This is a genomic window from Paenibacillus sp. lzh-N1 (assembly GCF_002872435.1).
Classification (GTDB): Bacteria; Bacillota; Bacilli; order Paenibacillales; family Paenibacillaceae; genus Paenibacillus; species Paenibacillus polymyxa_C.
On record NZ_CP025696.1, the window covers coordinates 416,656 to 439,063 of the forward strand.

Below are 22,408 nucleotides of genomic sequence, written 5' to 3' on the forward strand. Positions count from 1 at the left end.
TTGTTAGCCTGAAAAAAGGACTTGCTGGTACCGCCGTGACTATAACAGCGGTATTCAGCAAGTCCTTTTAGTGAGTTTGGCGATCTGCTTTTTAGCCCCCGGTACGCGCCAATTCACGCATATTGGCTTCAAATGCTGCCAGTAGAGCTTCATCCCCGCTCAAACCGGTCGCCTCTTCTTTTTGAATCTGTTCAACCATACGCTTGTAATCCTTTGGAATCACCCGTACAAATTGCTGAATCGCAGTCTGCCATTCATCCAAAATACGTTGTCCCGCTTCACTACCCGTGTAAGTGACATGGCGCTGGATCAAGCCGCGCAAATCCGCTGCTTCTGCAGGATCTTCCACATCTTCCAGCAACACCATTTCCAGATTACAACGGCTCAGGAACGTCCCCTCAGGATCATAGACGTATGCAATACCTCCGGACATCCCGGCTCCAAAGTTCCGTCCGGTTCCACCCAATACAGCTACACGTCCGCCCGTCATGTATTCGCAGCCATGATCACCAACGCCCTCAACAACAATACGTGCGCCGGAGTTCCGAACGGCAAAGCGCTCGCCTGCGATTCCGTTAATATAAGCTTCACCGCTGGTCGCTCCATACAAGGCTGTATTTCCGATGATAATGTTCTCTTCTGCCTTAAAGGTCGCTTTGTGAGATTTCTTTACAATAACTTTACCACCAGATAGCCCTTTACCGACATAATCATTGCTATCGCCTTCCACGCTCAGCGTGATGCCTTTCGGAATAAACGCTCCAAAGCTCTGACCTGCCGATCCAATGAAGTTAAAGCGAATCGTATCCTCAGGCAGACCTGCCGCCCCATACTTACGTGTGACCTCGCTGCCTAGAATCGTACCTACTGCCCGATTCACGTTTGTAATAGGCAAGGTACCCTCTACAGGCGTTCCGCTCTCCAGTGCCTCCGCAGCCATCGGTACGAGCTTCAGCATATCGAGTGTTTCTTCCAGTCCGTGGTTTTGACGTTGTACGCGGTAACGTACACTTCCGTCTTCCAACTCAGGAACATGCAGCAGCAAGCTCAGGTCTACACCCTTCTTCTTCCAATGCGAATCGGCGTTCACGGTATCCAGACAATCCGTACGGCCAATCATTTCCTGAATCGTACGGAATCCCAGCTCCGCCATAATTTCACGGACATCTTCTGCGATGAAACGCATAAAATTCACCACATGGGCAGGATCACCCATATAATTTTTGCGCAGCTCCGGATTCTGCGTAGCCACACCAACCGGACAGGTGTCCATTTGGCATACCCGCATCATAATACAGCCCAACGCTACGAGCGGCGCTGTTGAGAAGCCGTATTCTTCCGCACCCAACAGGGCAGCTACTACCAAATCACGTCCAGACAGCATTTTGCCGTCTGTCTCCAGCACCACGCGGTCGCGCAGGTTGTTCAGCATGAGCGTCTGATGCGTCTCAGCCAGCCCTAGCTCCCAAGGCATACCCGCATGGCGGATGGAGCCTTGCGGGGAAGCGCCTGTACCACCGTCATAACCGCTGACCAGAATAATGTCAGCACGGCCTTTGGCTACCCCTGTAGCAATCGTGCCTACGCCTACCTCTGATACCAGCTTTACGTTAATGTCAGCACGTGGATTGGCGTTTTTGAGATCGTAGATGAGCTCTGCCAAATCCTCGATAGAATAAATATCGTGATGCGGTGGTGGCGAAATCAGGCCTACTCCTGGCGTGGAACCGCGTACCTCGGCGACCCAAGGATACACCTTGCGTCCTGGCAGTTGTCCACCTTCGCCCGGCTTCGCGCCTTGCGCCATTTTGATCTGAATTTCGTCGGCGTTCACCAAGTAGTTCGACGTTACACCAAATCGGCCAGAGGCCACCTGCTTGATCGAACTGCGACGTGAATCGCCATTAGCATCCGGGGTAAAACGCGCAGGGTTCTCCCCGCCCTCACCCGTGTTGCTTTTGCCACCGATTCGATTCATTGCAATCGCCAAATCTTCATGCGCTTCCTGGCTAATGGAGCCGAAAGACATAGCCCCTGTTTTAAAGCGACGCATAATCGATGCAGCAGATTCCACTTCATCCAGCGGCACAGGCTCACCAGCAGGCTTCAACTGAAGCATGGAACGGATCGTCAAATGTTGTTCAGCTTCACCCTGTACCAGCTTGGTGTACTTCTTGTAAAGCTCGTAGTCTCCCGAGCGAACCGATTGCTGGAGCAAATGCACCGTTTGCGGGTTAAACAAATGCTCTTCTCCATCGTTGCGCCATTGGTATTCACCGCCCGAATCGAGCACCTTATCATTGCCGTCCTTATCAGTGAAAGCACGGTTATGGTGGGCCAGCGCTTCCATCGTCACTTCCTCCAGACCAATACCGCCAATGCGGGAAGGTGTCCAAGTGAAATAACGGTCAACAAAATCCTGCTTCAGACCTACGGCCTCGAAAATTTGCGCTCCACGGTACGACTGAATCGTGGAAATACCCATTTTGGACAATATTTTAACGACGCCCTTGGTTGCCGCTTTAATATAATTTTTAACTGCCTTTTCGTGTGAGATGCCGCGCAGCAAGCCTTGTTGAATCATGACATCCAGCGTTTCAAACGCCAGATACGGATTAACCGCGCTCACACCGTAGCCCAGAAGCACCGCATAATGGTGAATATCTCTTGGCTCTCCGGATTCCAGCAAAATACTCACACGTGTGCGTGTACCCTGCTTTATCAGATGGTGATGCAAGCTGGATACAGCTAGCAACGCCGGAATGGCTGCATTTTCCGCATCCACTCCACGGTCAGACAGAATCAGAATATTATGACCTTTGTCAATGACACGGTCAGCTGCCTCAAACAGTCCTTCCAGCGCCTTGTATAAGCCCTCAGCACCTTCTTTTGCTTCAAAGAAGATCGGAATGGTCATGGATTTGAAGCCTGGACGGTGTACGTGACGAATTTTGGCAAACTCTTCATTAGACAACACCGGTGAATCCAACCGAATCTGGCGACAGCTTTCCGGTTCTGGGTGTAGTAAATTGCGCTCTGGTCCAATCGTCGTTGCAGTTGACGTCACTATCTCTTCGCGAATGGCGTCAATTGGCGGGTTGGTAACCTGAGCAAACATTTGTTTAAAGTAATTGTACAAACGTTGCGGACGGTCAGACAATACCGCCAGTGGAGCATCATACCCCATTGAGCCAATCGGTTCCGCACCTGTAAGTGCCATCGGCTCCAGAAGTTTGCGCAGTTCTTCAAACGTATACCCAAAAGCGAGCTGCAACTGATTTACATTTTCATGTTTCGGCTCTGGCTGCTCCAGTGCTTCAGGTAGATCATCCAGATCAATCAAATGCTCATCCAGCCACTGCTGATAGGGTTCTTCGGATGCGATACGCTCCTTTAACTCTTCATCAGAAACGATGCGACCTTCTTGGGTATCCACCAGTAGCATACGCCCTGGACGGAGACGATCCTTATAAAGCACATTTTCAGGAGCAATATCCAATACACCCGCCTCAGATGACAGTGCGATCAGATCGTCCTTGGTCACATAATAACGTGCAGGACGCAGGCCGTTGCGGTCAAGAATCGCCCCGATTTGGATACCGTCTGTAAACGCCATCGCAGCAGGTCCGTCCCACGGTTCCATCATGGTGCTGTGATATTCATAAAATGCCCGCTTCTTCGGATCCATGGTTTCATGCTTGTTCCAAGGCTCAGGCACCATCATCATGGCTACATGAGGAAGCGAACGGCCACTCAGATACAGAAACTCCAGCGTATTATCAAACATGGCTGTATCCGAGCCATCTGGGTTGATGACAGGTTTTACCTTCTTGATATCGTTACCAAACGCTTCACTTTCAAACTGTGCCTGACGCGCATGCATCCAGTTTACGTTGCCGCGCATGGTATTAATTTCACCATTGTGAATCATAAAACGATAAGGATGCGCACGATCCCAGCTCGGGAACGTATTTGTGCTAAAACGGGAATGGACCAGCGCAATCGCCGATGTCACTCGCTCATCCTGTAAATCCAGATAAAATTTGCCTACCTGCTCGGTTGTCAACATTCCTTTGTATACAACCTTGCGACATGACAAACTTGGAATATAGAACGACTCACCATTCATATCCTCTTGGTTATAGCGAATAGCAAGCTCTGCACGTTTACGAATGACATACAGTTTCCGTTCAAAGTCCAGTTCTTCCTTCAAATCGCTACTGCGGCCGATGAACACCTGACGCACACCTGGTTTAGCTGCTTTTGCCGATTTACCCAGCATTTCGTCATAAGTTGGAACATCGCGAAAGCCCAAACAGTTTTGACCTTCGTCCATAATGATTTCTCTGAGCTTCTGCTCATGCATCTCACGAACTTTTGAATCATTGGATACAAAAAGCATGCCTACGCCATAATGTCCGGCCTTTGGCAATTTGAAGCCCAATCGCTCTGCTTCCTCTTGAAAAAACAAATGAGGAACCTGAATCATGATCCCTGCTCCGTCACCGGAGTTTGGTTCACTTCCCTGACCGCCCCGATGCTCCATGTTTACGAGCATGGTCAAAGCCTGACTTACAATATCGTGCGATGGTTTTCCCTTGATGTGGGCAACAAAGCCCATGCCGCAGGCGTCTTTTTCGAATTGGGGATCATATAGTCCCTGTTTGGGTGGTAAACCTGTCTGTCTCATGGAACGCAACCTTTCTGTTATAAAGTCATGCTGGCCTGAAATACAGGCGGCCGAATAGAAGACAGTGGCAACAAGAGGTAAATCAAAGAACAACTACGAGGAATGGGGGACAAAAACATAAAACGTATTCAAGGCGGTACGGTCCGCCGAATGCGTATGTTTTTCAATAATTATGCAATGGCTTGACTTGAAAAACACGTCGATTCCACTGATGAATCTAATTAGTTCTATCATTTTATCATTGACCTATTGTGTTAGCAATTCAAAGTTTTTATGATTGTGATAATAAATCTTTTACATTACAGCTTCAACGTATCAATGCAAGAATATATCATTTTTATGTATAAATATTCATTAAAAAAGTCAGCCTTTTCTATCCCTTAAAGAATAGAAAAGGCTGACAAAGGAATTCTGATGTACATACGGACCATCATGTATATTCCCGCAAAGCGATAAACCGTATTAAAATTCGAGACTTTCGCCGGGCTTCAATGCTTTCCCTTCAATACCTTCTTTATGAAGACGGTCACAGAAGCCATCTCCGTCCTGCTCTATACCGGGAAAAGTATTGTAATGCACCGGTATCACGCGGCTTGCCCGCAGCCATTTCGCTGCCAGCAGGGCATCCTCCGGTCCCATTGTATAACCATCTCCGATCGGCAATACTGCGGCATCGATGGAGTTGGTTTCTCCAATGAGACGCATATCGCCAAACAAGCCAGTATCCCCTGCATGGAAAAATGTTTTGCCTCCTATGGTCAATAAAATCCCCGCTGGCTCTCCCATGTAGATGGTTTGTCCGTTCACTGTCAAAGAGGAGCTGTGGAACGCCAGCGTAAATTTCACATGAAAACCGTCAAATTGGTGACCTCCACCCAGGTTCATACCGTGAGCTTTGGTCCCCAAGGATGAACAATATTCAGCCAGTTCCGCCACCGCGATCACAGGGCAATCATTGCGCTTGGCAATTTCAACTGCATCCCCAAAATGATCGGCGTGACCGTGTGTCAACAGCACTGCATCCACCTGAATATCTTCGGCCTGTATGGTTGCTTTAGGATTCCCCGTCAAAAAAGGATCGATAATAATCCGTTTCCCCTCTGCCTCCACCAACACAACTGAATGTCCATAATATGTGATTTTCATAACATTTACGTCTCCTTTATCACTTTCATTATTTAGGTTACTTTCCTTTACCAATTATACCTCTTTTGCATACTGGCTTCACCTGCGCACACAAAATACGCTCACAAAGCTGAACCCTGTTGTTTAGAAAGGGCTGTTATTTGTCGCTTTTGGGATTTATACAAAATGCTCATTTATAAAAGGTATGATGACCGATTGTCTTCACCTTGGTACGCGAATGATGAACCGTAAGGTCCTGGGCCAACGTAAGCGAAAGGAAAAAACAGGTGTTATCAGGCACGGCTTTATGACCATTCAAAGCGGCCGTAACTGCACGGATGCAGTCCTGGTTAGGCTGAACACGACGAAGACGCCCGTTCGCAACCGGACTAAATTGCGCTTTTTGATAAATCACTGCCTGAATCGTATCGGGAAATGAGGCTGACCGCAGCCGGTTTAAGACAACGTTGGCAACTGCCACTTTGCCTTCGTACGGTTCGCCTTCTGCTTCTGCCATCACTATTTTTTGCAGCAGGAGCAGTTCTTTAGCGGAGACAGGATAGCTCCAGGTAGACAACGCCTTGTCATCCTGAGTGAGCATTTTTGTCTTCGAAAAGTAGATGGTTGTAGGAGGGGTTAGGATTGCGGACTTGCTATGCTGGACCTCAGGCTTTTTCTTGCCTGTAACAGCGTTATTCCGAGCTTGTTCCACCTGCTTCATCTGGGAAGCGGGTAACGGAGTCGGCATGATTTCTTTCCAGCTTGGCTGCCCATGAGCAGCGACAAAGATGGGGCTTGTCCTATTTGACCCGTTATGGGTCCCCATCCTGTCGCCATATGTAGGAATCGAAGTGTTCCCTGACCAGCTCAGAGATTGCATAGGTGCATTTTTATGATTATTCTGTGTTTGCTGAACCTCAGCGTAGAGGCCTATCCCCAATATACAAACAAGCAGCACACTCAAAAGAGGTGCAAACCAACGATGTTCTTTAACGATTTCCATAATGTTCCTCCCGTTAACTTTAAGCACATTCCTCAGATATGTAACCCAAAATGCGCTTTTTGAATAACGCTGAAACACTATATCACTAAATTTGCTGATAGATCAAGGGTTTCACCTCATTAATGGGAATGTTTGAATTATTTGGTACATTGGTTTTTGCCCCATTCGTGTTGCATATAACACAAATTCCCCCACTTCCCAAGGCTCGCCGCTTCGGTCATTTGACTGCCACATAGATGCTGAAACAGGCTCCCCTCCTGTATACGAACGTGCTACGGTGATATGGGGTCGATAAGGTCTTTCCTCGGGTTTAAAACCCAGCGGCTCGGTAGCTCGAAGTATCGACTGGTGCAACTGATCCAGCGACTCTCGCTGTCCGGTCACCCCCCTCCACAGTACACGCGGAAAGTCTTCACGTCCAAAAAAGCCCGCTTCACCCATGCCAAGCGTGAACGGGCGATGCTCAGCTGCAGCATGAACTAAAGCCTGCTCAAGTTTTGGAATAACCGAGGTCTCCACATCACCCAGAAACTGAAGTGTCACGTGATAATCTCTGAAGTCACTCCATTTGCGAAAAGACAAATGATTCAAATCCTGCTCCACCCAATGACGTAACTTCTTCTTGTGCTCGTCCGGGAGAGCGATCGCTGTAAAGAGCCTTTGCGATTCATCTTTCATCAACTCTTCTCCTTTCTTATAAATATCCTGTACCTATCCCAAAAAGTAGCTGTTTGGTTGGTCTCTGATCAGGGTAAAGCCACTTGTTGTTATATATAATGACACCGCGAGCTTGTTTCTACCCTTATTATGCAAATTTTCCGGCAATCTGTTATCCTTGAAGGGATGGTTCGCCAGAATATATTGGAAACTCCAAGGAATCAAACATCGAGGAGGCTATGAATCATGGGAAGCATTTTAAGTTTACATCAACTGACGGAAGATCAAAAAAAACAGGTTCGTGCAGCGGCTCCGGGCTACGAGTTGATTATTGGCAAAGCCCAGGAATTGGAGTCTGAACAAATCCGTGAGGCCGAGGTTATTCTAGGCTGGTCCAAGCATATTGCCGAGGAGGCATTACATCCAGACAGCAAGCTGAAGTGGATACAAACCTGGTCGGCTGGGATTGATAAGCTCCCGCTTACCGAACTGGAAAAGCGCAACATAGCACTCACGAATACGAGTGGTGTGCATGCAATTCCAATCACAGAGCAGATCTTTGGAATGCTGCTATCGCATACCCGTTATTTACAGCAAGCGGCTCTCTTACAGCGTCAGAAAACATGGCAGCCACCGGAAGGTCAACTGACGGAATTACGTGGCAAAACGCTGTTGATTACAGGTGTTGGCGAAATTGGCCGTGAAACCGCTCGAATTGCAGAAGCCTTTGGCATGCGGGTGATCGGGGTTCGCCGTTCCGGCAAGGAAGCTCCCCATGTAGAACACATGTACACAAACGAACAATTACATGAAGCATTGGGCGTTGCGGATATTGTAGTTAATATTTTACCATTCACTGAAGAGACCCATCACTTTTTTGACGAAAAAGCATTTGCAGCGATGCGTAAAGGAACCTTCTTCATTAATGTCGGTCGCGGCAAGACTGTTCATACAGATGCGCTTGTACGTTCTCTGGAACAAAAACATATTGCCTTTGCCGGACTGGATGTATTCGAGGAAGAACCGCTACCTGCGTCACATCCACTATGGGGCCTAGAGCACGTCCTGATTACGCCGCATATTGCAGGGGATACAGACCGATATGCTGAACGAGCGGTAGATATTTTTCTTACTAATTTGAAAGCCTATGCTACTGGTCAGGAGCTGCCGCTGAATTTGGTTAACTACAAAACCCAGTATTAACAAGCTACTTACAGATCCAGATTTCCCGACTCATACCTGTCTTATATATACGGCATTGCTCCGTAATGGTCCAACCTGACTCGGATAGCAATGTTGCCATCGGCTCCGTGCTCACGATCACTGCCCGCGCGGCCAGGCGTCTCAGACTGCGCAGCATCTTTTTTTGTTCTTCAGCAGGGAGCACGGAGCACAGGTTATAGGGCATGTCCAAGATAGCCGCATCGTATGTGCCTGCGAGCATATTCATATCCCCCAGTTTCACCAGATCTTCTTCATACCCATAATGACGTAAATTTACTCGTGCCCCACGTACCGCCAACGGATTGATATCACAGCCGCGAATATTCTTGTCCATACTCAATGCCTCAATCATCACATTGCCCATACCACAACACGGGTCCAGCAGTTTCAAGGAGTCTGACTTTCCCTTAGATGCAAATTGATCATTTGCTGCCAAATTCACAAGTGCTCTAGCTACCAGAACGGGTAGGCCAGTAGAATAGTTTTGCGGTTTCTGACGACGTTCCTGCCACGATCTGTCGCTATACTCGCATATGCCCATTAGCCATCGCTCTCCTACTCGTATGACTCCTAGGATTACATCCGGTGTCTTCATTTGCGCCTGCCCCTGAATACGTGCGCCAATCCGGCGTTCTATCCCGCGCCGCTCGTCATAGTCAGCCTCATTGTCCCCTTCTTTAAGGCACAGCACCTTAAAGGTCTTTCCTTCCTCAAGCTGTAACCTGGAAGCCGCTTCGCATAGCTCTTCCAGCGTGTCCGCATCGGTGACGATATCCAGACGAAGATGGATAAACGGACTGGTCCCCGGCTCCAGCCGAAGATGGGACAACAGCATGGAACTATGCACAGGCTGCTGACCGAACAAGCATTTTAGTTCCAATAGACACAACTCACGCTCGGTTTCATGATACGCATAGGTATATATGTAGCTTGGTTTCATTTCATCTGTATTAATTTTGTGTTTATTCATGTCAGATCTCTTTTCATCTTTTCATTTGGAATCAAGACTACAATTCACAGCCTCCGCTATCAGTTGGTAGGAATGAAGCCGCTGCTCATAATCGGGAATGGGCGTGACCAACAGAAACTCATCATTATCATATTTGACCTGCAAGCTACGCAACCGTTCGGCAATAAGCGATGGTGTTCCCACCAGCCAACTGGCCCGTATCGCCGGATCGCCTAATGAAATCTGAGCAGCCCATTGCTGCGCCAACTCATCTGTCGAGGCACATACTGCTCCTACAGCAACCATAGTACGTGGTTTGTCCATCCGTGTGGATGGCTGAAAGCTGGAGCGGTAAATACTTAGCATTTCTTCCGTATGTTGTTCACTCATAAATTGGCCGAATACATAGCCCGTTGAATACTGCGCAGCATATTCGGCACTTTTTCGATTGGTACCCAGCATCCACAGCGCTGGCGGCTGTTCTGGCATTGGACGGGCAAACACGGGGGTCTGTTCATATTCATATGAGCCTTCCAACAAAGCCAATAGAGCTTCCATCTTCTGTGGCAGCTCGGTCACATGTTGAAGAAAATTGCCGCTTAGTGCCATCGAAGCATGAGGTCCCCCACCAGGGGCCCTCCCCAGGCCCAATTCGACTCTGCCCGGATAGAGAGCTGCCAGCAGATGGAACCATTCGGCGACCTTGACTGGACTATAATGCGGGAGCAAAATAGCACCCGCACCCAGTTGGATGGTCGTCGTCACCGCCCCGATATGAGACAACAGCACTTCTGGACTGGAAGAAGCCAGCCCCTCCATGTCATGATGCTCGGAGGTCCAGTAGCGTGTATATCCCCATGCTTCCGCCTGTTTCGCCAGCTTTACCGCCCATTGAACTGCTTGCTCCGGGCGATTGCCAGACAGCAGCGGTACCATATCAAGCACACCGAGATTCAACGAGTTAGTAGCTAAAGACTGAGGTTGCATATGCGCCTTTTTCTCTCCCTTCTATCCGTTCTAAACAAGTTTCTTCTACTATATAGGGTTAAATTAAAACGTTAGTCCAGGTCATAGATAGAACCTACCTTCAGGCCATATAACTCATTATAAATTTTTTCAGCAAAAGCATCGGTCATGCCTGCAATATAGTCAATGACCATATGCTCCCAAGTCCAGATCGGTTTCGCCTTGGCCTGGTCGCGCTCATAGCGCTGGAGCCAATCGGTCGGAATAATGGACTTGGATGTCTCAGGGTCCAGAAAAGCCAACCATAACCGTCTGAGCATCCATTCACTGCGTTTTTGCAGACGCTGTACGCGCAGATCGCGGATCATGGTGACCCAAGCAAAGCTTTTCAATACACTCACCGTGCGCAGCATATCCAAATCTTCGCTTCCATCCCGTACGAAGGTTACCTTTTTCCAGTTTCCATCATCAATTACACCTAAGCTGCTGACAAACAGGCTAACCCAGTATGCCTTCACTTCACGGCGGGTGCGAGAATAATCGTGTTCACACATCGGCATCTTGCCATTCCACACCTTCAAAAATTCGCTCAGCACTGCCGCTACCTTCTGCTCAATCTCAGCCAGCTGCCAGCCTTGCCAGAAGCTATCCTCCAACGTGGTAATTTTCTCCGTAATCAGACGAATCAAATATGGATCATATAAGAAATGCTCGTGTACCTCAATTTTCCCTGCCTTAATCCCATCCTCCAGATCATGCGCGGAATAAGCAATATCGTCGCAGAGATCCATGAGCTGGGCCTCCAGCGTTTTTTTTCCGTCAGGGATGCCCCAATCCTCGCGAATAGAACGTATATATTCCCACTCATGCAGGTACAACCCTTTTTTGTTCAAAATTCCTGGGTACGGGTATTTGTTGATCCCGAGCAGCACAGCGTCAGACAAATTCAAGCCATCCACATTCTCACGCTTCTCCAAAAACATAATCAGCCGGAAATTGTGTGCGTTCCCTTCAAAATGCTCATAAATTCGTCGCTCACGCGCATAGGCCTCCTGTCCACGCTTGGACTCTGGCGTGAAGCCTCCGGCGGATGATATCTTTTCTACCTTCGTCTCAATCAGTTGATCCAAGATCCCGTCCAGCACCTCTTCTCCCTTATGTCCGAACGGTGGATGGCCAAAGTCATGTGCTATCGATGCACACTCCACCACCTCAGGGTCAATGATCAGTCCTGCGTTATCCGCCTGTTCCAACTCTACCTCTGGATGACGGCGCAGCAAGCTTCGTGCTGCCTCACGCGCAATTTGCGCTACCTCCAAAGAATGTGTCAGCCGTGTGCGATAATAATCTCCTGTGCCTGCGCCAAATACTTGTGATTTCCCTTGCAATCGACGGAAAGTCGGTGAATGGATCAATCGGGAGTAATCCCGTTCATATGCTGCCCGTGAAGCGTCGCTTCGTGTCTGTTCCGCGAATTGCCGATGCTCTCTCTTGTCCTGCCATGTCATAAAGCTCACTCCCTACGTACTCAATTGGAGTGATTATACATTTTTTTCACGCCTCAGGAAAGCTCACATGAGTTTCATTTATATGTAAGCGTCAAACTAGCGCATTATCGCCTATCAAGCCAAGCCAGTGTTCAGACGATGAGTAATAAAAAAGCAAGTCCAAAAAAACTTAATATAGGGTAAATAGCATAATAAAATAAAACTAGACTTTATATTTAATGGTTTTGAGTTTGATTATTTTCTACAACGTTACTTCATAAACGCACCCGATTGTTGAAGATTATTTATTAACTAAGACCTGTTGAATTGCCCCCTAATGCTATCATTTTAACTATGTACCTAATTATCAGGCTTGCTGTTGAGAGAGATTTTGAAAAATTAAAAACGCCTATCTATCAAGATAGACGTAAAGTATAACAAGCTTTAAAGAGGTTGATAACTCGCCTCACGCGTTTTTACTTTCACACTAATTTTTGTAATATAATCTTTTTCCTCTTTTGCTGCAATCGAGTGCAGTAAATATTCCTCATAAATATCACCATCTAACGCCAACTGCTCCTGTTCTAAATAAGCGAGTAGCGTATTATAAGTCTCAGTCTGTGAGATTTCATCATAAGGTCCTTGATGATAAATAACCACGTAGTGTCCAGCTGGTTTCATTCTTGCTGACGGGTCATCTAGGCGACAAAATAGGTAGCTTACGCCTTCAAACTTCTTATTTAAAAAATCTCCTTTTGTATACACAGTACCGTATGCGGCTGTACTTTTAATCCCAAGCTTTTTTAAAAATGGCGTAGTTTGCTCGTAAAGTTCCTCCATTGATAACGACGACCAATCTATTTTCTCGTCGCTATACACAACAGGTTCGGCTGGTAATTGCTTCACCAATACTTCTCCAATTGATACTTCTTCCATCTCTTTTGTCAGGGCAACCGTTCGTTCTAGGAAAAACTGAATATCTTGTAACTTTTGAATTTCCATTGCCACTTTTTCTTGCTGTTCCATTGCTAATTGTTGTAACGCTTGTACGTTAGGCGCGTCAAAATACGTTTTGAGTTCTTTAATCGGTACCTCAACTGCACGAAGCGATTGAATCGCTACAAATTGATCGAACTGCTCAAATGTGTAGTAGCGATAGCCATTATCAAAGGTGCCTGCAGGCTTAAATAAATCGATTTTATCGTAATAAAGCAATGTATCTTTATTGATTTCAAGTAACTTGGCAAATTCGCCTGTCAAATATGTTTTTTCGAATGTATTTTTCATCTCTTTTCACTTCTTTCTTTACTCTGGAGTTACTCCATACCTTACACTATTCCTTGCGAACATAACACGAAAACATAAATGAGACAAGCAATTACTAAGGTGTTGAACGCACTTAGGTTGATGAGGAAGAGTGCCATGGGGTATATTGATCAATTAATTGAAAACTACGGGTACGCAGCGGTTTTTATATATGCCTCTAAAATCGTACATGCTATATGCTGGGGTGAGTGCTTTACTTTGGAGTCTACTATTTTTAACAATTGGACGAATATTTTAATCAGTTTAAGAGAAAGGTGTTTTAGAGATGACAAAACAAAATGAACAAATTACGATAGCCCCTGTACCGCAGGAAGAGCTAGCAATATTTAAGGAAGAATTACAAGAGGCATTTATGAAAGGGTTACAAGATAGTTTTCAAGAAGCAGAGGATCCAACAGAAATGGGACCAATCCCATCCGATGAGGATTTCGAGAATTCACTTACTGCAAAAGATTCGGTTGTGCGTCAAATTGTACTAAATGGCGAAAGAATCGGTGGCATCGTATTAAAAATTAATCCCGACACACAGCGAAACGAAGTGGACTTCTTATATACAAAGGCTAATGCACACGGCAAAGGTCTTGGTACAAAGGCATGGGAAGCGATAGAAGCAGCGTTCCCAAAGACGAAGGTTTGGGAGCTACATACACCGTATTTTGAAAAGCGGAACATCCATTTTTATGTGAATAAATGTGGCTTTAAAATTGTGGAGTTTTATCATCGAGGCAATCCAGGACCGAGTATTGAAGGAGAAGAGCCTGAATCTGATGCAGATTATGAGTTTTTCCGTTTTGAAAAGGTCATGACAAAAGAAAGCAGTGAAGCGTAATGCAAGGAAAGGTCTCACAGCTTTGGGCATTGATGAATCGCAGTCAAATGGCGAAGGGGCAATTAGTCTTTTTATTTTTCATTAGTTTAGTGGAGGTTGCAGCTGGGCTTGCTGTCCCCCTGTTAACGATGAAGCTCATTAATCAAATTTCAGATGCGGGTTTTGCCGTAACATCACTCTTGCCAGTCATTGCGATTTTAATTGTGCAAGCGATGTTAAGTGCCATTGCGTTTTATCTGATGCGCCGTTTAGGTGAAAAGGTTGTCGCGAATTTAAGGATAGAAGTATGGGAACATATGCTGCATTTACGTTTATCGTATTATGATGCGCATGAATCAGGCGAAACGATGAGCCGCATTACGCAGGATACAAATGTCGTGAAGGAGTTTGTGACCGAGCAGCTCGTGTCCTTTGTGTCAGGACTATTTGCGATCCTAGGTGCCGTTGTTGTTTTACTATGGATTGACTGGAAAATGACATTGCTACTCCTGATTGCTGTGCCACTGACAATTTTTGTGACGTATCCATTAGGCGAAAAAATGTATGCCATCTCAGTAGAAAATCAGGATGAGCTAGCAGGCTTTGGCGGACGATTAGGACGTATTTTATCGAATATTCGTCTTGTGAAAGCGTCGCAAACGGAGCAGCAGGAGCTAGCAGGCGGTAAAAAGCAAATTCAGCAGCTGTACAAGTACGGTTTAAAGGAAGCGAAGATTGTTGCGATTCTTTCGCCACTGATGACGCTACTCATGATGGTCGTATTGATTGCGATTTTCGGTTATGGCGGCTCACAGGTAGCAACAGGAGCAATCACTTCAGGCGAGCTTGTTGCCATTATGATTTATTTAGTGCAAATTATTATGCCATTTACACAAATGGCGACGTTCTTTACCAATTTACAAAAAACACTTGGTGCGACAGAGCGTATTGTTGAAGCACTCAATGTGAAGCGTGAAGTACAAGACGGGAAACCAGTATCTGCTACACCACTACCTATCCACTTCCAAAACGTATCGTTTAAATATAATGAAAAGTATGTATTAAATGACATGACATTTACGTTAGAACCGAATGAAACGACCGCCTTTGTCAGCCGAAGTGGTGGTGGGAAAACGACGATGTTCTCCCTTATTGAACGATTTTATGACGTGACATCAGGTGCGATACTGTATGGTAACGAAAACATTGAGCAATTTAACTTAACAGAGTGGCGTGGGCTGTTTGGCTATGTAAGTCAGAATGCACCGTTATTAAATGGAACGATTCGTGACAACGTCATGTACGGGACGATTGGAGCAAGCGAACAAGAGGTACTTGCCGCATTAAAAGCAGCCTATGCCTATGATTTTGTCATGCAGCTGGACAAACGCCTCGATACAGAGGTTGGTGAAGGAGGTATTAAGCTTTCAGGTGGTCAAAAACAGCGTATTGCGATTGCTCGTGCGATTTTACGAAATCCGAGAATCTTATTACTTGATGAGGCGACATCGAACTTAGATAACGAATCAGAGCGTGAAGTGCAGCTTGCCCTTCAAGCGTTAACGAAAAACCGGATGACGATCATCATCGCCCATCGATTATCCACGATTACAAGTGCAGACCAAATCCTTGTCTTTGAAGAAGGACGCCTGTCAGGTCAAGGCACACATGAAGCATTACAAAAAACACATCCGTATTATCAACAACTTTGGCATAATGGTCGTTTGTCTGAAGATTAGACTATAGGATCATTGCTTCCTTCCATTCCCATACGCTGCGAAGCAGCGGGGAGAAGGTTAGTAGCGTCTCCAGTCGGTACGGCTCTCCTCTACCAGCGATTCCGCAGGCGGATTGAGTAAGCGATGGTGGGCTTTTTAGGTAAGTCCTTCATCCTCCCACTATGGGATGGTCGTCAAGGTAGATATAAAAAGGGATGTACGCCGCTATTCAAGTCCACACCGAGATACGCAACGTTGGAAAGAACTATACAACGAAAGAACGAGCGTGGAACGTTGTAATTCTCGGATGAAAACCTATTTGACCGCAGATGCCATGCACATCTGGGGGATTCAAAAGGTGACCACTCACCAATACCTAAATGCCATTGTGTTGCTTGCTTCTGCGTTAGCCATGGCCCGTCCATTAAAGAAAGCTACCGCTTAAATTTTTGATTCAACAGAAATTCTGCAGGTCTGTCCATTTTTCGAATTCAAGGAGAAACCGAGCTAAAATGCTGTTCGCTCAGGCTTAAGATACTGATGCCTAATTTTCAAAAACGGAATTATGCAAAATGCTCATGCAAAAAGGTGTCCCACAGCCATTTGATTCAGGCCAGAGAACACCTCTTTACTCAACTTTATATACCTCACCACTTTTGCTCTAACGCTTTGCTCTTGGGTCCAAAACATCCCGCAGGCCATCCCCCATCAGATTAAAGCCCAATACGGTCAGCATGATGGATATGCCTGGGAAAATAACTGTCCACGGCGCATTTTGGATATATTGCCGCGAATCGGACAACATTTTGCCCCACTCGGGCTCAGGAGGTTGTGCACCCAAGCCCAGAAAACCGAGCGCTGCCGCTTCAATAATGGCCGTTCCGATCCCCAACGTCCCCTGTACGATGATCGGCGTCAGGCTATTAGGCAAAATATAACGGAGTATGATTCGTCTATTATTAGCTCCAAGCGCTCTGGCAGAAGTAATATACTCCTCCGTTTTAACACTCAGCACCTTGGAGCGAACCAAACGTCCATACGTAGGCACATTGACAATGGCAATAGCGTATAATGCATTTTCCAACGAAGGCCCGAGAATCGCCACAATAGCAATTGCCAGCAAAATACCCGGAAACGCCAGCAAGATATCGAATAGGCGCGAAATGATCATATCAGCCCATTTTCCATAAAATCCGGCAATTAATCCTAAGGCGGTTCCTACAATCATTGAACCAATAACGGACAAGAAACCGACCCACAACGAGATTCTGGCGCCATACAGCGTACGAGTCAGCAAATCACGACCAAGATCATCGGTACCGAACCAATGCTCTGCGGAAGGAGACTGCAAGCGGCTCACCAAATTTTGCTCTTTATAGTCAAAAGGAGCAATCCAGGGCGCGATCAAAGCAATGATGACAAAGAAGATAATAATGCTCAGACCGACTAAAGCCATCTTGTTGTGGCGAAAAGCTCTCCACGCATCTCTCCAAGGGCCTGACACCACAGGCAAATGCGCCAATGTACTACGTGTCGTCGGTATATTATTGGGTTCGATTGAAAATTGTGACATCGGACATGCTCCCCCTTGACCAATTGACGACTTGATTACTGATAACGAATACGCCGGTCGAGAACAGCGTACAGCAAATCGACAATCAGATTAATGATGACGAACAGGAACGCAATGATTAAAATTCCGCTTTGGATAACCGGATAGTCACGCGAGCTGATCGCTTCAAAAATGTACCGTCCGATGCCAGGCCAGGCAAATATGGTCTCTGTCAGTACGGCGCCTCCCAGTAACGATCCAGTCTGAAGACCGATGACAGTAAGCACAGGGATCGCAGCATTTTTAAGCGCATGTTTGTACACGACTTGAAAAGATGCCAGCCCCTTCGCCCGAGCCGTGCGGATATAGTCCGCATCCATAACCTCCAGCATGCTGGAACGGGTAATACGCGCTATGACCGCCATTGGAATCGTCCCCAGTGCGATACTGGGCAGAATCAAATGCTTGATGACGGTCCACACCTGATCCATACGTCCACCTATGAACGCATCAATCACGGCTAGATGTGTCACAGCTTCCACCGGATCACGGGAATTCATGCGTCCGATGGAAGGGAGCCAATGCAGCTTATTAGCAAAGATCCATTGCTCCATCAAGCCTAACCAAAAAATCGGCATCGATACTCCGACTAGGGCAATGACCATGCTGACATAGTCAAACCAGGAATTTCGCTTCCAGGCACTCACGATGCCTGCATTCATACCCACGACAACGGCAAAAAACATGCTTGCTACCGTCAACTCCAGCGTAGCCGCCAGATAAGGGACCATTTCCCGGGCAATCGGCTGCCGGGTGCGAATGGAATCGCCCAAGTCCCCTCGTGCCAGTTCACTTAGATAGGTCCCATATTGCTGTAGCCACGGCTTATCCAGCCCTAATTGCTCACGCAGCGCCTGTTTGGACTGTTCCGTGGCCTTGTCCCCGAGTATCGTTTCTGCCGGATCACCGGGAATAGCATGAATAATCGAAAACACGATAAGCGTCATCCCCAGCAATACGGGAATCAATATGGCCAGCCTTTTTACAATATATGAGTTCATATGCTATTCACCGCCTGCTTGCGTTTAGGCTATTCAAAATAAATATTACTATACGCTTCAATACCTGCCGGAGAAGGTACAAAACCCTTAAGATTGGCTTTGCCTGCCATCAACGGTGTGCTGTGAACCAAGGGAATCCAAGGTGCATCCTGTTTAATAATGACTTGTGCTTGTTTATACAATTCCGCACGCTTATCTTGATCAACCTCAACCTGCGCCTTCACCAGTATTTTGTGAAGTTCCTCATTCACATAAAAACTGCGGTTATTGCCTGGGATCGTATCCTTGTCCAGCAATGTGTAAAGGAAATTATCCGGGTCGCCATTGTCCCCATTCCATCCCAACATGTACAGATCATCCTTCTCTCCAGCTTTAAGATCATCCAGATACGTAGCCCATTCTGGAGATTGGATGTTGACTTTGACTCCTATTTTTTCAAAATCAGCTTGAATGGCCTCTGCTACCTTTTTGCCGTCAGGCATGTATGGACGAGATACAGGCATTGCATAGAAGGTTAGCGGCTCTGGAAGTCCGTTAGGGAAACCCGCTTCCGCTAGCAAAGATTTAGCCTTATTCAGATCATAAGTGTAGTCCTGAATGCTTTCGTCGTATCCCCATAACGTAGGTGGCATCGGATTGACCGCAGGCTTGGCCTCCCCCGCAAACAATGCATCAATAATGGCCTGTTTGTTCACTGCGTGATTCAGCGCCTGCCGCACCTTGGGATTATTAAATGTCTTTTTCTTTAAATTAAATCCAATGTATGCCACATTAAAGGAGGGACGTTCGATTTTTACCAACTCGCTGTTACCTTCCAACTGCTTCGCATCATCTGGATTCAAATCTTCCATCAGGTCAATTTCCCCGTTTTGCAGAGCATTAAATCGCGCAGTGTTGTCTGGGATAGAACGAACGATGACCTTAGCCAGCTTTGGCTGTCCTTCTTTCCAATAAGTTGGATTCTTTTCTAATGTGATCGTATCGTTTCGTTTCCATTCCTTAAATACAAACGGCCCTGTGCCGACCGGATTACTCTTAAAATCAGCCTTTTTCTCCTTAATAGCCTTGGGACTTGCAATACTAAAGGATGGCATAGCGATATTTTGTAAAAAAGGAGCCTGCGGCTTGTTCAGTGTAAACTGAACGGTATTCGCATCCACCGCTTTAACCTCCTTAATCACTCTACTTCCATCGGGCCCGAACATAGAATCATAATAGTCAAACGAGTCACCCTCAAATTTGTATGGACTTTTCGGATCAACCCAGCGGTCAAAGTTAAACACAACCGCTTCTGCGTTAAAGTCACTTCCGTCATGGAATTTTACGCCCTGACGCAGCTTGAACGTATAGACAAGTCCGTCCGGTGATACTTCCCAGCTCTCTGCGAGCCCCGGCTGAATCTCCGTGGTACTTTCCTTGTATTCCAGTAGTGTATCAAACACCTGCATACCGATTTTTAACGACTCACTTTCAGTCACAATGGCAGGATCTAGCGCCACGGAATCCCCGCCACGCCCATAAATCAACGTGTCCTGCGCGCCTTCTCCCGCTCCACCTGAAGGTTGTCCTGCTTCTGGTTTTGCTCCTTCACCTGATCCCCCACAACCGGAAAGCACCAAAACAGTTCCTAGCGCAAGTACCAGCAATACGGTCCAGATTTTGTGTTTTACGTACTTTTTGCTCATGCAGCGAACCCCTTTCACACCTTATATATTGTTAATTCGTTGATACCCGATAAATACCAATTCTTTGGATTGGCATGACAAGCTTGTCCTCAAGCTGTAGCCCCAAGTTCCGAGTTCATCAAATAGGTGTAGTAGTAGGGAAGGTATGAAGGTTCTGGACAGGCATTTATTGAAGAATACAGGCACAGACAGCATTCATAATCTAGTGGTGTTAGAGGTGCAGTAGGGTAATGGAATAGATGTAATGTCACAAAAGGGAAGAGGATTGTGTTAGGTCATGGAGAATGTGTGATAAATACTCACAGATAGTGAATATTAGTTTCATACAAAGTTGATTATTGGATACTTTACTATAAAATCTGGAAGCAGACAAGGGGGTTTTTCATACATTACCATATGTTTTTATACATCATGTTAATTAATGTTACAAATCAACTCACACGTTCATATCAAATAAAAGCTCCTGCTTGTGGCCCTCAACCTCCAAGCAGGAGCATGTTCTTACCTCAAAAATGTATTCAGCACCAAACCTACAGATACGGCTTGAGCACTTTTTACGATGGAAAAATGATCGCCAGGCACTTTATGGGTATACATTTCCCCTTTACAATACAATTCCCATCCTTTATATCCTAATTCCCAGGTATGTTCTGAAATAAACAAACATACAGGGGCTGTTACAGCTCGATCTGGCTGGTAAACATGCTGCAGTGACAGCGTCTCAGAATTGCCAAAAGCTCAACGCGTTCTTCTTGCTCTTCCAATTGGCAGGTCATTTCAAAAGCAATCGTCCTCATTCCGAATATGTATGTCCAAGCTATAATTCAAATCATTGATTTTACGGTTCGTCAGCAGAATGTTCATTTCACACCTTCGGACTTTGAAACTGCTCAGATTAGTCAGGAGGATATTGAGTTGCTTTTCGAATAAAGGTACATTTTGCATTTACCCTTTTTCGGGATTCAGCTTGGAGGTCATGAAGAACATCACTTAGCCATAAGGGCAGGCGGCCGCATTTAACCGCCTGTCTATTTAGGCTTCGAGCGTAGCTGCTTTACTCATTTCATATTAAAAGTGGATTTTGCAGTGTATGAGTTCTTTTGAAGATTACTTGGTTGTTTTAAATATACCCAGACGGTTCAATACGACCAGTAAGCGATAAAAATCATAACTGCTTGGCAGCTTCGCATCCACAATCGGACTTGCCGGATTAACTGTAACGGCGGCAGCCATCGCTTCCTTGGCCCAGGCCGGTACAGGCATAGCCTGACGCGCCTCCAGTTCAGCTACTCGCTGATCCACCTTTTTAATATAAGCACTCTGTTCATTTAATGTTTGCTTGAGCACATCTCTGCTATTTTCAAGGGCAGCGACCTGCTGCTGCAGGGCCTTAAATGCCGCTTTTTCCTCTGCTGTCATTGGCTCTTCCCCCTCTTCTCCTGCAAATGCTTGGCGTAGCTCGGCCTCTGTTCCGGCATATACATTCAGATCAACTGGCCCTTGAATGCCATCAACCCGTCCACTGTCGCTGTATTGCCAGAAGTCCCAGCTCTTCCAAGCTGTGGTATCACTAGGGACTCGTGTACTATAACGCGCAATCCACAGCTTATAACTACCCAGCGGGGCTTTAAAATGGGCAGCAAAAGCATTGCCCGTATATACTATCGGCTTGCGGCCGCTTACTCGTTCAAATTCCGTCAAAAATGCCAGCGCTACCTCATGAATCGCGGCCGAATTAAGCTTTCCCGGATTATTTTCATAATCCATCACCGCTGGCAAGTCCAGCGCTTTCGCACCACCCACCTGATCCAGCACCTCGGCGAAATGTCTGGCTTCCGCTTTGGCTGCGTTTACACTGGTCGCATCTACAAAATGGTAAGCTCCCAGCAGAAGCCCGGCTGCCCTGATCCCTTTTGCATTCGTAATAAACGTCGGATCAACGTAACGCTGTCCTTGACTTGCTTTAATAAATGCAAACGATTTACCATCGGCTCGCACACGTTTCCAATCAATCGTTCCCTGATATCGGGATACGTCAATGCCTTCGGCAGCATTAGGGCTGCGATTTTGCATAAGGCGCTCCCTCCTTGTCATTCATAATGTTGTAGCACTCTGTCTCTGTTGTATATGCTTGGACCATGGAAACAGTCTGGGCTT

At 46.5% G+C, this 22,408-nt stretch carries 15 protein-coding genes and 1 pseudogene; 4 read left to right on the top strand and 12 right to left on the bottom strand.

Annotated elements, in window-relative coordinates; all coding sequences use genetic code 11:
* Positions 1 to 91 precede the first annotated feature (91 nt).
* The 4 genes from gltB to thpR form a co-directional block, all read right to left on the bottom strand.
* Positions 92 to 4,690, bottom strand: a complete 4,599-nt coding sequence (gltB, locus tag C0638_RS02035) for a glutamate synthase large subunit (RefSeq protein ID WP_058710834.1) — start codon at positions 4,688 to 4,690, stop codon at positions 92 to 94.
* Between the two features lie 462 nt (positions 4,691 to 5,152).
* Positions 5,153 to 5,836, bottom strand: a complete 684-nt coding sequence (locus C0638_RS02040; RefSeq protein ID WP_058710833.1) for a metal-dependent hydrolase — start codon at positions 5,834 to 5,836, stop codon at positions 5,153 to 5,155.
* 169 nt (positions 5,837 to 6,005) lie between these two features.
* Positions 6,006 to 6,818 carry a cell wall hydrolase gene (locus tag C0638_RS02045; RefSeq protein ID WP_058710832.1) on the bottom strand — a complete coding sequence of 271 codons (813 nt, stop codon included), beginning with the start codon at positions 6,816 to 6,818 and terminating at the stop codon, positions 6,006 to 6,008.
* 111 nt (positions 6,819 to 6,929) lie between these two features.
* Positions 6,930 to 7,496, bottom strand: coding sequence for an RNA 2',3'-cyclic phosphodiesterase (thpR, locus tag C0638_RS02050; protein WP_025678637.1), 567 nt, complete (start codon positions 7,494 to 7,496; stop codon positions 6,930 to 6,932).
* A gap of 225 nt (positions 7,497 to 7,721) precedes the next feature.
* Between thpR and C0638_RS02055 the strand changes: the two genes are divergently transcribed.
* Positions 7,722 to 8,678: a D-2-hydroxyacid dehydrogenase gene (locus C0638_RS02055; protein WP_058710831.1), complete on the top strand. Its 957-nt coding sequence runs from the start codon at positions 7,722 to 7,724 to the stop codon at positions 8,676 to 8,678.
* A 4-nt stretch (positions 8,679 to 8,682) separates the two neighbouring features.
* On the opposite strand, the gene C0638_RS02060 is transcribed toward C0638_RS02055, so the two are convergent.
* The 4 genes from C0638_RS02060 to C0638_RS02075 all read right to left on the bottom strand — a co-directional run bounded on the left by C0638_RS02060 (position 8,683) and on the right by C0638_RS02075 (position 13,388).
* The gene (locus C0638_RS02060) at positions 8,683 to 9,669 is read right to left on the bottom strand and encodes a methyltransferase domain-containing protein (protein ID WP_040101918.1); all 987 of its coding nucleotides are present in this window, start codon (positions 9,667 to 9,669) and stop codon (positions 8,683 to 8,685) included.
* A gap of 21 nt (positions 9,670 to 9,690) precedes the next feature.
* Positions 9,691 to 10,635: an MsnO8 family LLM class oxidoreductase gene (locus C0638_RS02065; RefSeq protein ID WP_040101919.1), complete on the bottom strand. Its 945-nt coding sequence runs from the start codon at positions 10,633 to 10,635 to the stop codon at positions 9,691 to 9,693.
* A 71-nt stretch (positions 10,636 to 10,706) separates the two neighbouring features.
* On the bottom strand, positions 10,707 to 12,122 hold the full coding sequence (locus tag C0638_RS02070; protein ID WP_040101920.1) for a deoxyguanosinetriphosphate triphosphohydrolase family protein: 1,416 nt from the start codon (positions 12,120 to 12,122) through the stop codon (positions 10,707 to 10,709).
* A gap of 423 nt (positions 12,123 to 12,545) precedes the next feature.
* Positions 12,546 to 13,388, bottom strand: coding sequence for a MerR family transcriptional regulator (locus C0638_RS02075; RefSeq protein WP_040101921.1), 843 nt, complete (start codon positions 13,386 to 13,388; stop codon positions 12,546 to 12,548).
* A 304-nt stretch (positions 13,389 to 13,692) separates the two neighbouring features.
* On the opposite strand from C0638_RS02075, the gene C0638_RS02080 reads away from it, so the two are divergent.
* The 3 genes and pseudogenes from C0638_RS02080 to C0638_RS02090 form a co-directional block, all read left to right on the top strand.
* On the top strand, positions 13,693 to 14,256 hold the full coding sequence (locus C0638_RS02080; RefSeq protein WP_058710830.1) for a GNAT family N-acetyltransferase: 564 nt from the start codon (positions 13,693 to 13,695) through the stop codon (positions 14,254 to 14,256).
* Positions 14,256 to 15,974 (top strand): ABC transporter ATP-binding protein, encoded by a 1,719-nt coding sequence (locus C0638_RS02085; RefSeq protein ID WP_058710829.1) that lies wholly within the window; start codon positions 14,256 to 14,258, stop codon positions 15,972 to 15,974. Before C0638_RS02080 ends, C0638_RS02085 begins: the two co-directional genes overlap by 1 nt.
* A gap of 148 nt (positions 15,975 to 16,122) precedes the next feature.
* Positions 16,123 to 16,398 (top strand): annotated as a pseudogene (locus C0638_RS02090) (transposase); the annotation flags it as partial.
* 216 nt (positions 16,399 to 16,614) lie between these two features.
* Here the strand turns inward: C0638_RS02090 and nikC are convergent.
* The 4 genes from nikC to C0638_RS02110 form a co-directional block, all read right to left on the bottom strand.
* Positions 16,615 to 17,526 carry a nickel transporter permease gene (nikC, locus tag C0638_RS02095; RefSeq protein ID WP_058710828.1) on the bottom strand — a complete coding sequence of 304 codons (912 nt, stop codon included), beginning with the start codon at positions 17,524 to 17,526 and terminating at the stop codon, positions 16,615 to 16,617.
* Positions 17,527 to 17,561: 35 nt separating this feature from the next.
* Complete coding sequence (locus tag C0638_RS02100) at positions 17,562 to 18,566, bottom strand: ABC transporter permease (protein ID WP_013369795.1); 1,005 nt, start codon at positions 18,564 to 18,566, stop codon at positions 17,562 to 17,564.
* Between the two features lie 29 nt (positions 18,567 to 18,595).
* Complete coding sequence (locus tag C0638_RS02105; RefSeq protein ID WP_040101927.1) at positions 18,596 to 20,251, bottom strand: ABC transporter substrate-binding protein; 1,656 nt, start codon at positions 20,249 to 20,251, stop codon at positions 18,596 to 18,598.
* A 1,107-nt stretch (positions 20,252 to 21,358) separates the two neighbouring features.
* The gene (locus tag C0638_RS02110) at positions 21,359 to 22,324 is read right to left on the bottom strand and encodes a glycoside hydrolase family 25 protein (protein WP_040101928.1); all 966 of its coding nucleotides are present in this window, start codon (positions 22,322 to 22,324) and stop codon (positions 21,359 to 21,361) included.
* Between the last annotated feature and the right edge of the window lie 84 nt (positions 22,325 to 22,408).

Coding starts and splice junctions, on each gene's coding strand:
- gltB (WP_058710834.1), bottom strand. CDS start 4,690: ATGAGACAGACAGGTTTACCACCCAAACAGGGACTATATGATCCCCAA.
- C0638_RS02040 (WP_058710833.1), bottom strand. CDS start 5,836: ATGAAAATCACATATTATGGACATTCAGTTGTGTTGGTGGAGGCAGAG.
- C0638_RS02045 (WP_058710832.1), bottom strand. CDS start 6,818: ATGGAAATCGTTAAAGAACATCGTTGGTTTGCACCTCTTTTGAGTGTG.
- thpR (WP_025678637.1), bottom strand. CDS start 7,496: ATGAAAGATGAATCGCAAAGGCTCTTTACAGCGATCGCTCTCCCGGAC.
- C0638_RS02055 (WP_058710831.1), top strand. CDS start 7,722: ATGGGAAGCATTTTAAGTTTACATCAACTGACGGAAGATCAAAAAAAA.
- C0638_RS02060 (WP_040101918.1), bottom strand. CDS start 9,669: ATGAATAAACACAAAATTAATACAGATGAAATGAAACCAAGCTACATA.
- C0638_RS02065 (WP_040101919.1), bottom strand. CDS start 10,635: ATGCAACCTCAGTCTTTAGCTACTAACTCGTTGAATCTCGGTGTGCTT.
- C0638_RS02070 (WP_040101920.1), bottom strand. CDS start 12,122: ATGACATGGCAGGACAAGAGAGAGCATCGGCAATTCGCGGAACAGACA.
- C0638_RS02075 (WP_040101921.1), bottom strand. CDS start 13,388: ATGAAAAATACATTCGAAAAAACATATTTGACAGGCGAATTTGCCAAG.
- C0638_RS02080 (WP_058710830.1), top strand. CDS start 13,693: ATGACAAAACAAAATGAACAAATTACGATAGCCCCTGTACCGCAGGAA.
- C0638_RS02085 (WP_058710829.1), top strand. CDS start 14,256: ATGCAAGGAAAGGTCTCACAGCTTTGGGCATTGATGAATCGCAGTCAA.
- nikC (WP_058710828.1), bottom strand. CDS start 17,526: ATGTCACAATTTTCAATCGAACCCAATAATATACCGACGACACGTAGT.
- C0638_RS02100 (WP_013369795.1), bottom strand. CDS start 18,566: ATGAACTCATATATTGTAAAAAGGCTGGCCATATTGATTCCCGTATTG.
- C0638_RS02105 (WP_040101927.1), bottom strand. CDS start 20,251: ATGAGCAAAAAGTACGTAAAACACAAAATCTGGACCGTATTGCTGGTA.
- C0638_RS02110 (WP_040101928.1), bottom strand. CDS start 22,324: ATGCAAAATCGCAGCCCTAATGCTGCCGAAGGCATTGACGTATCCCGA.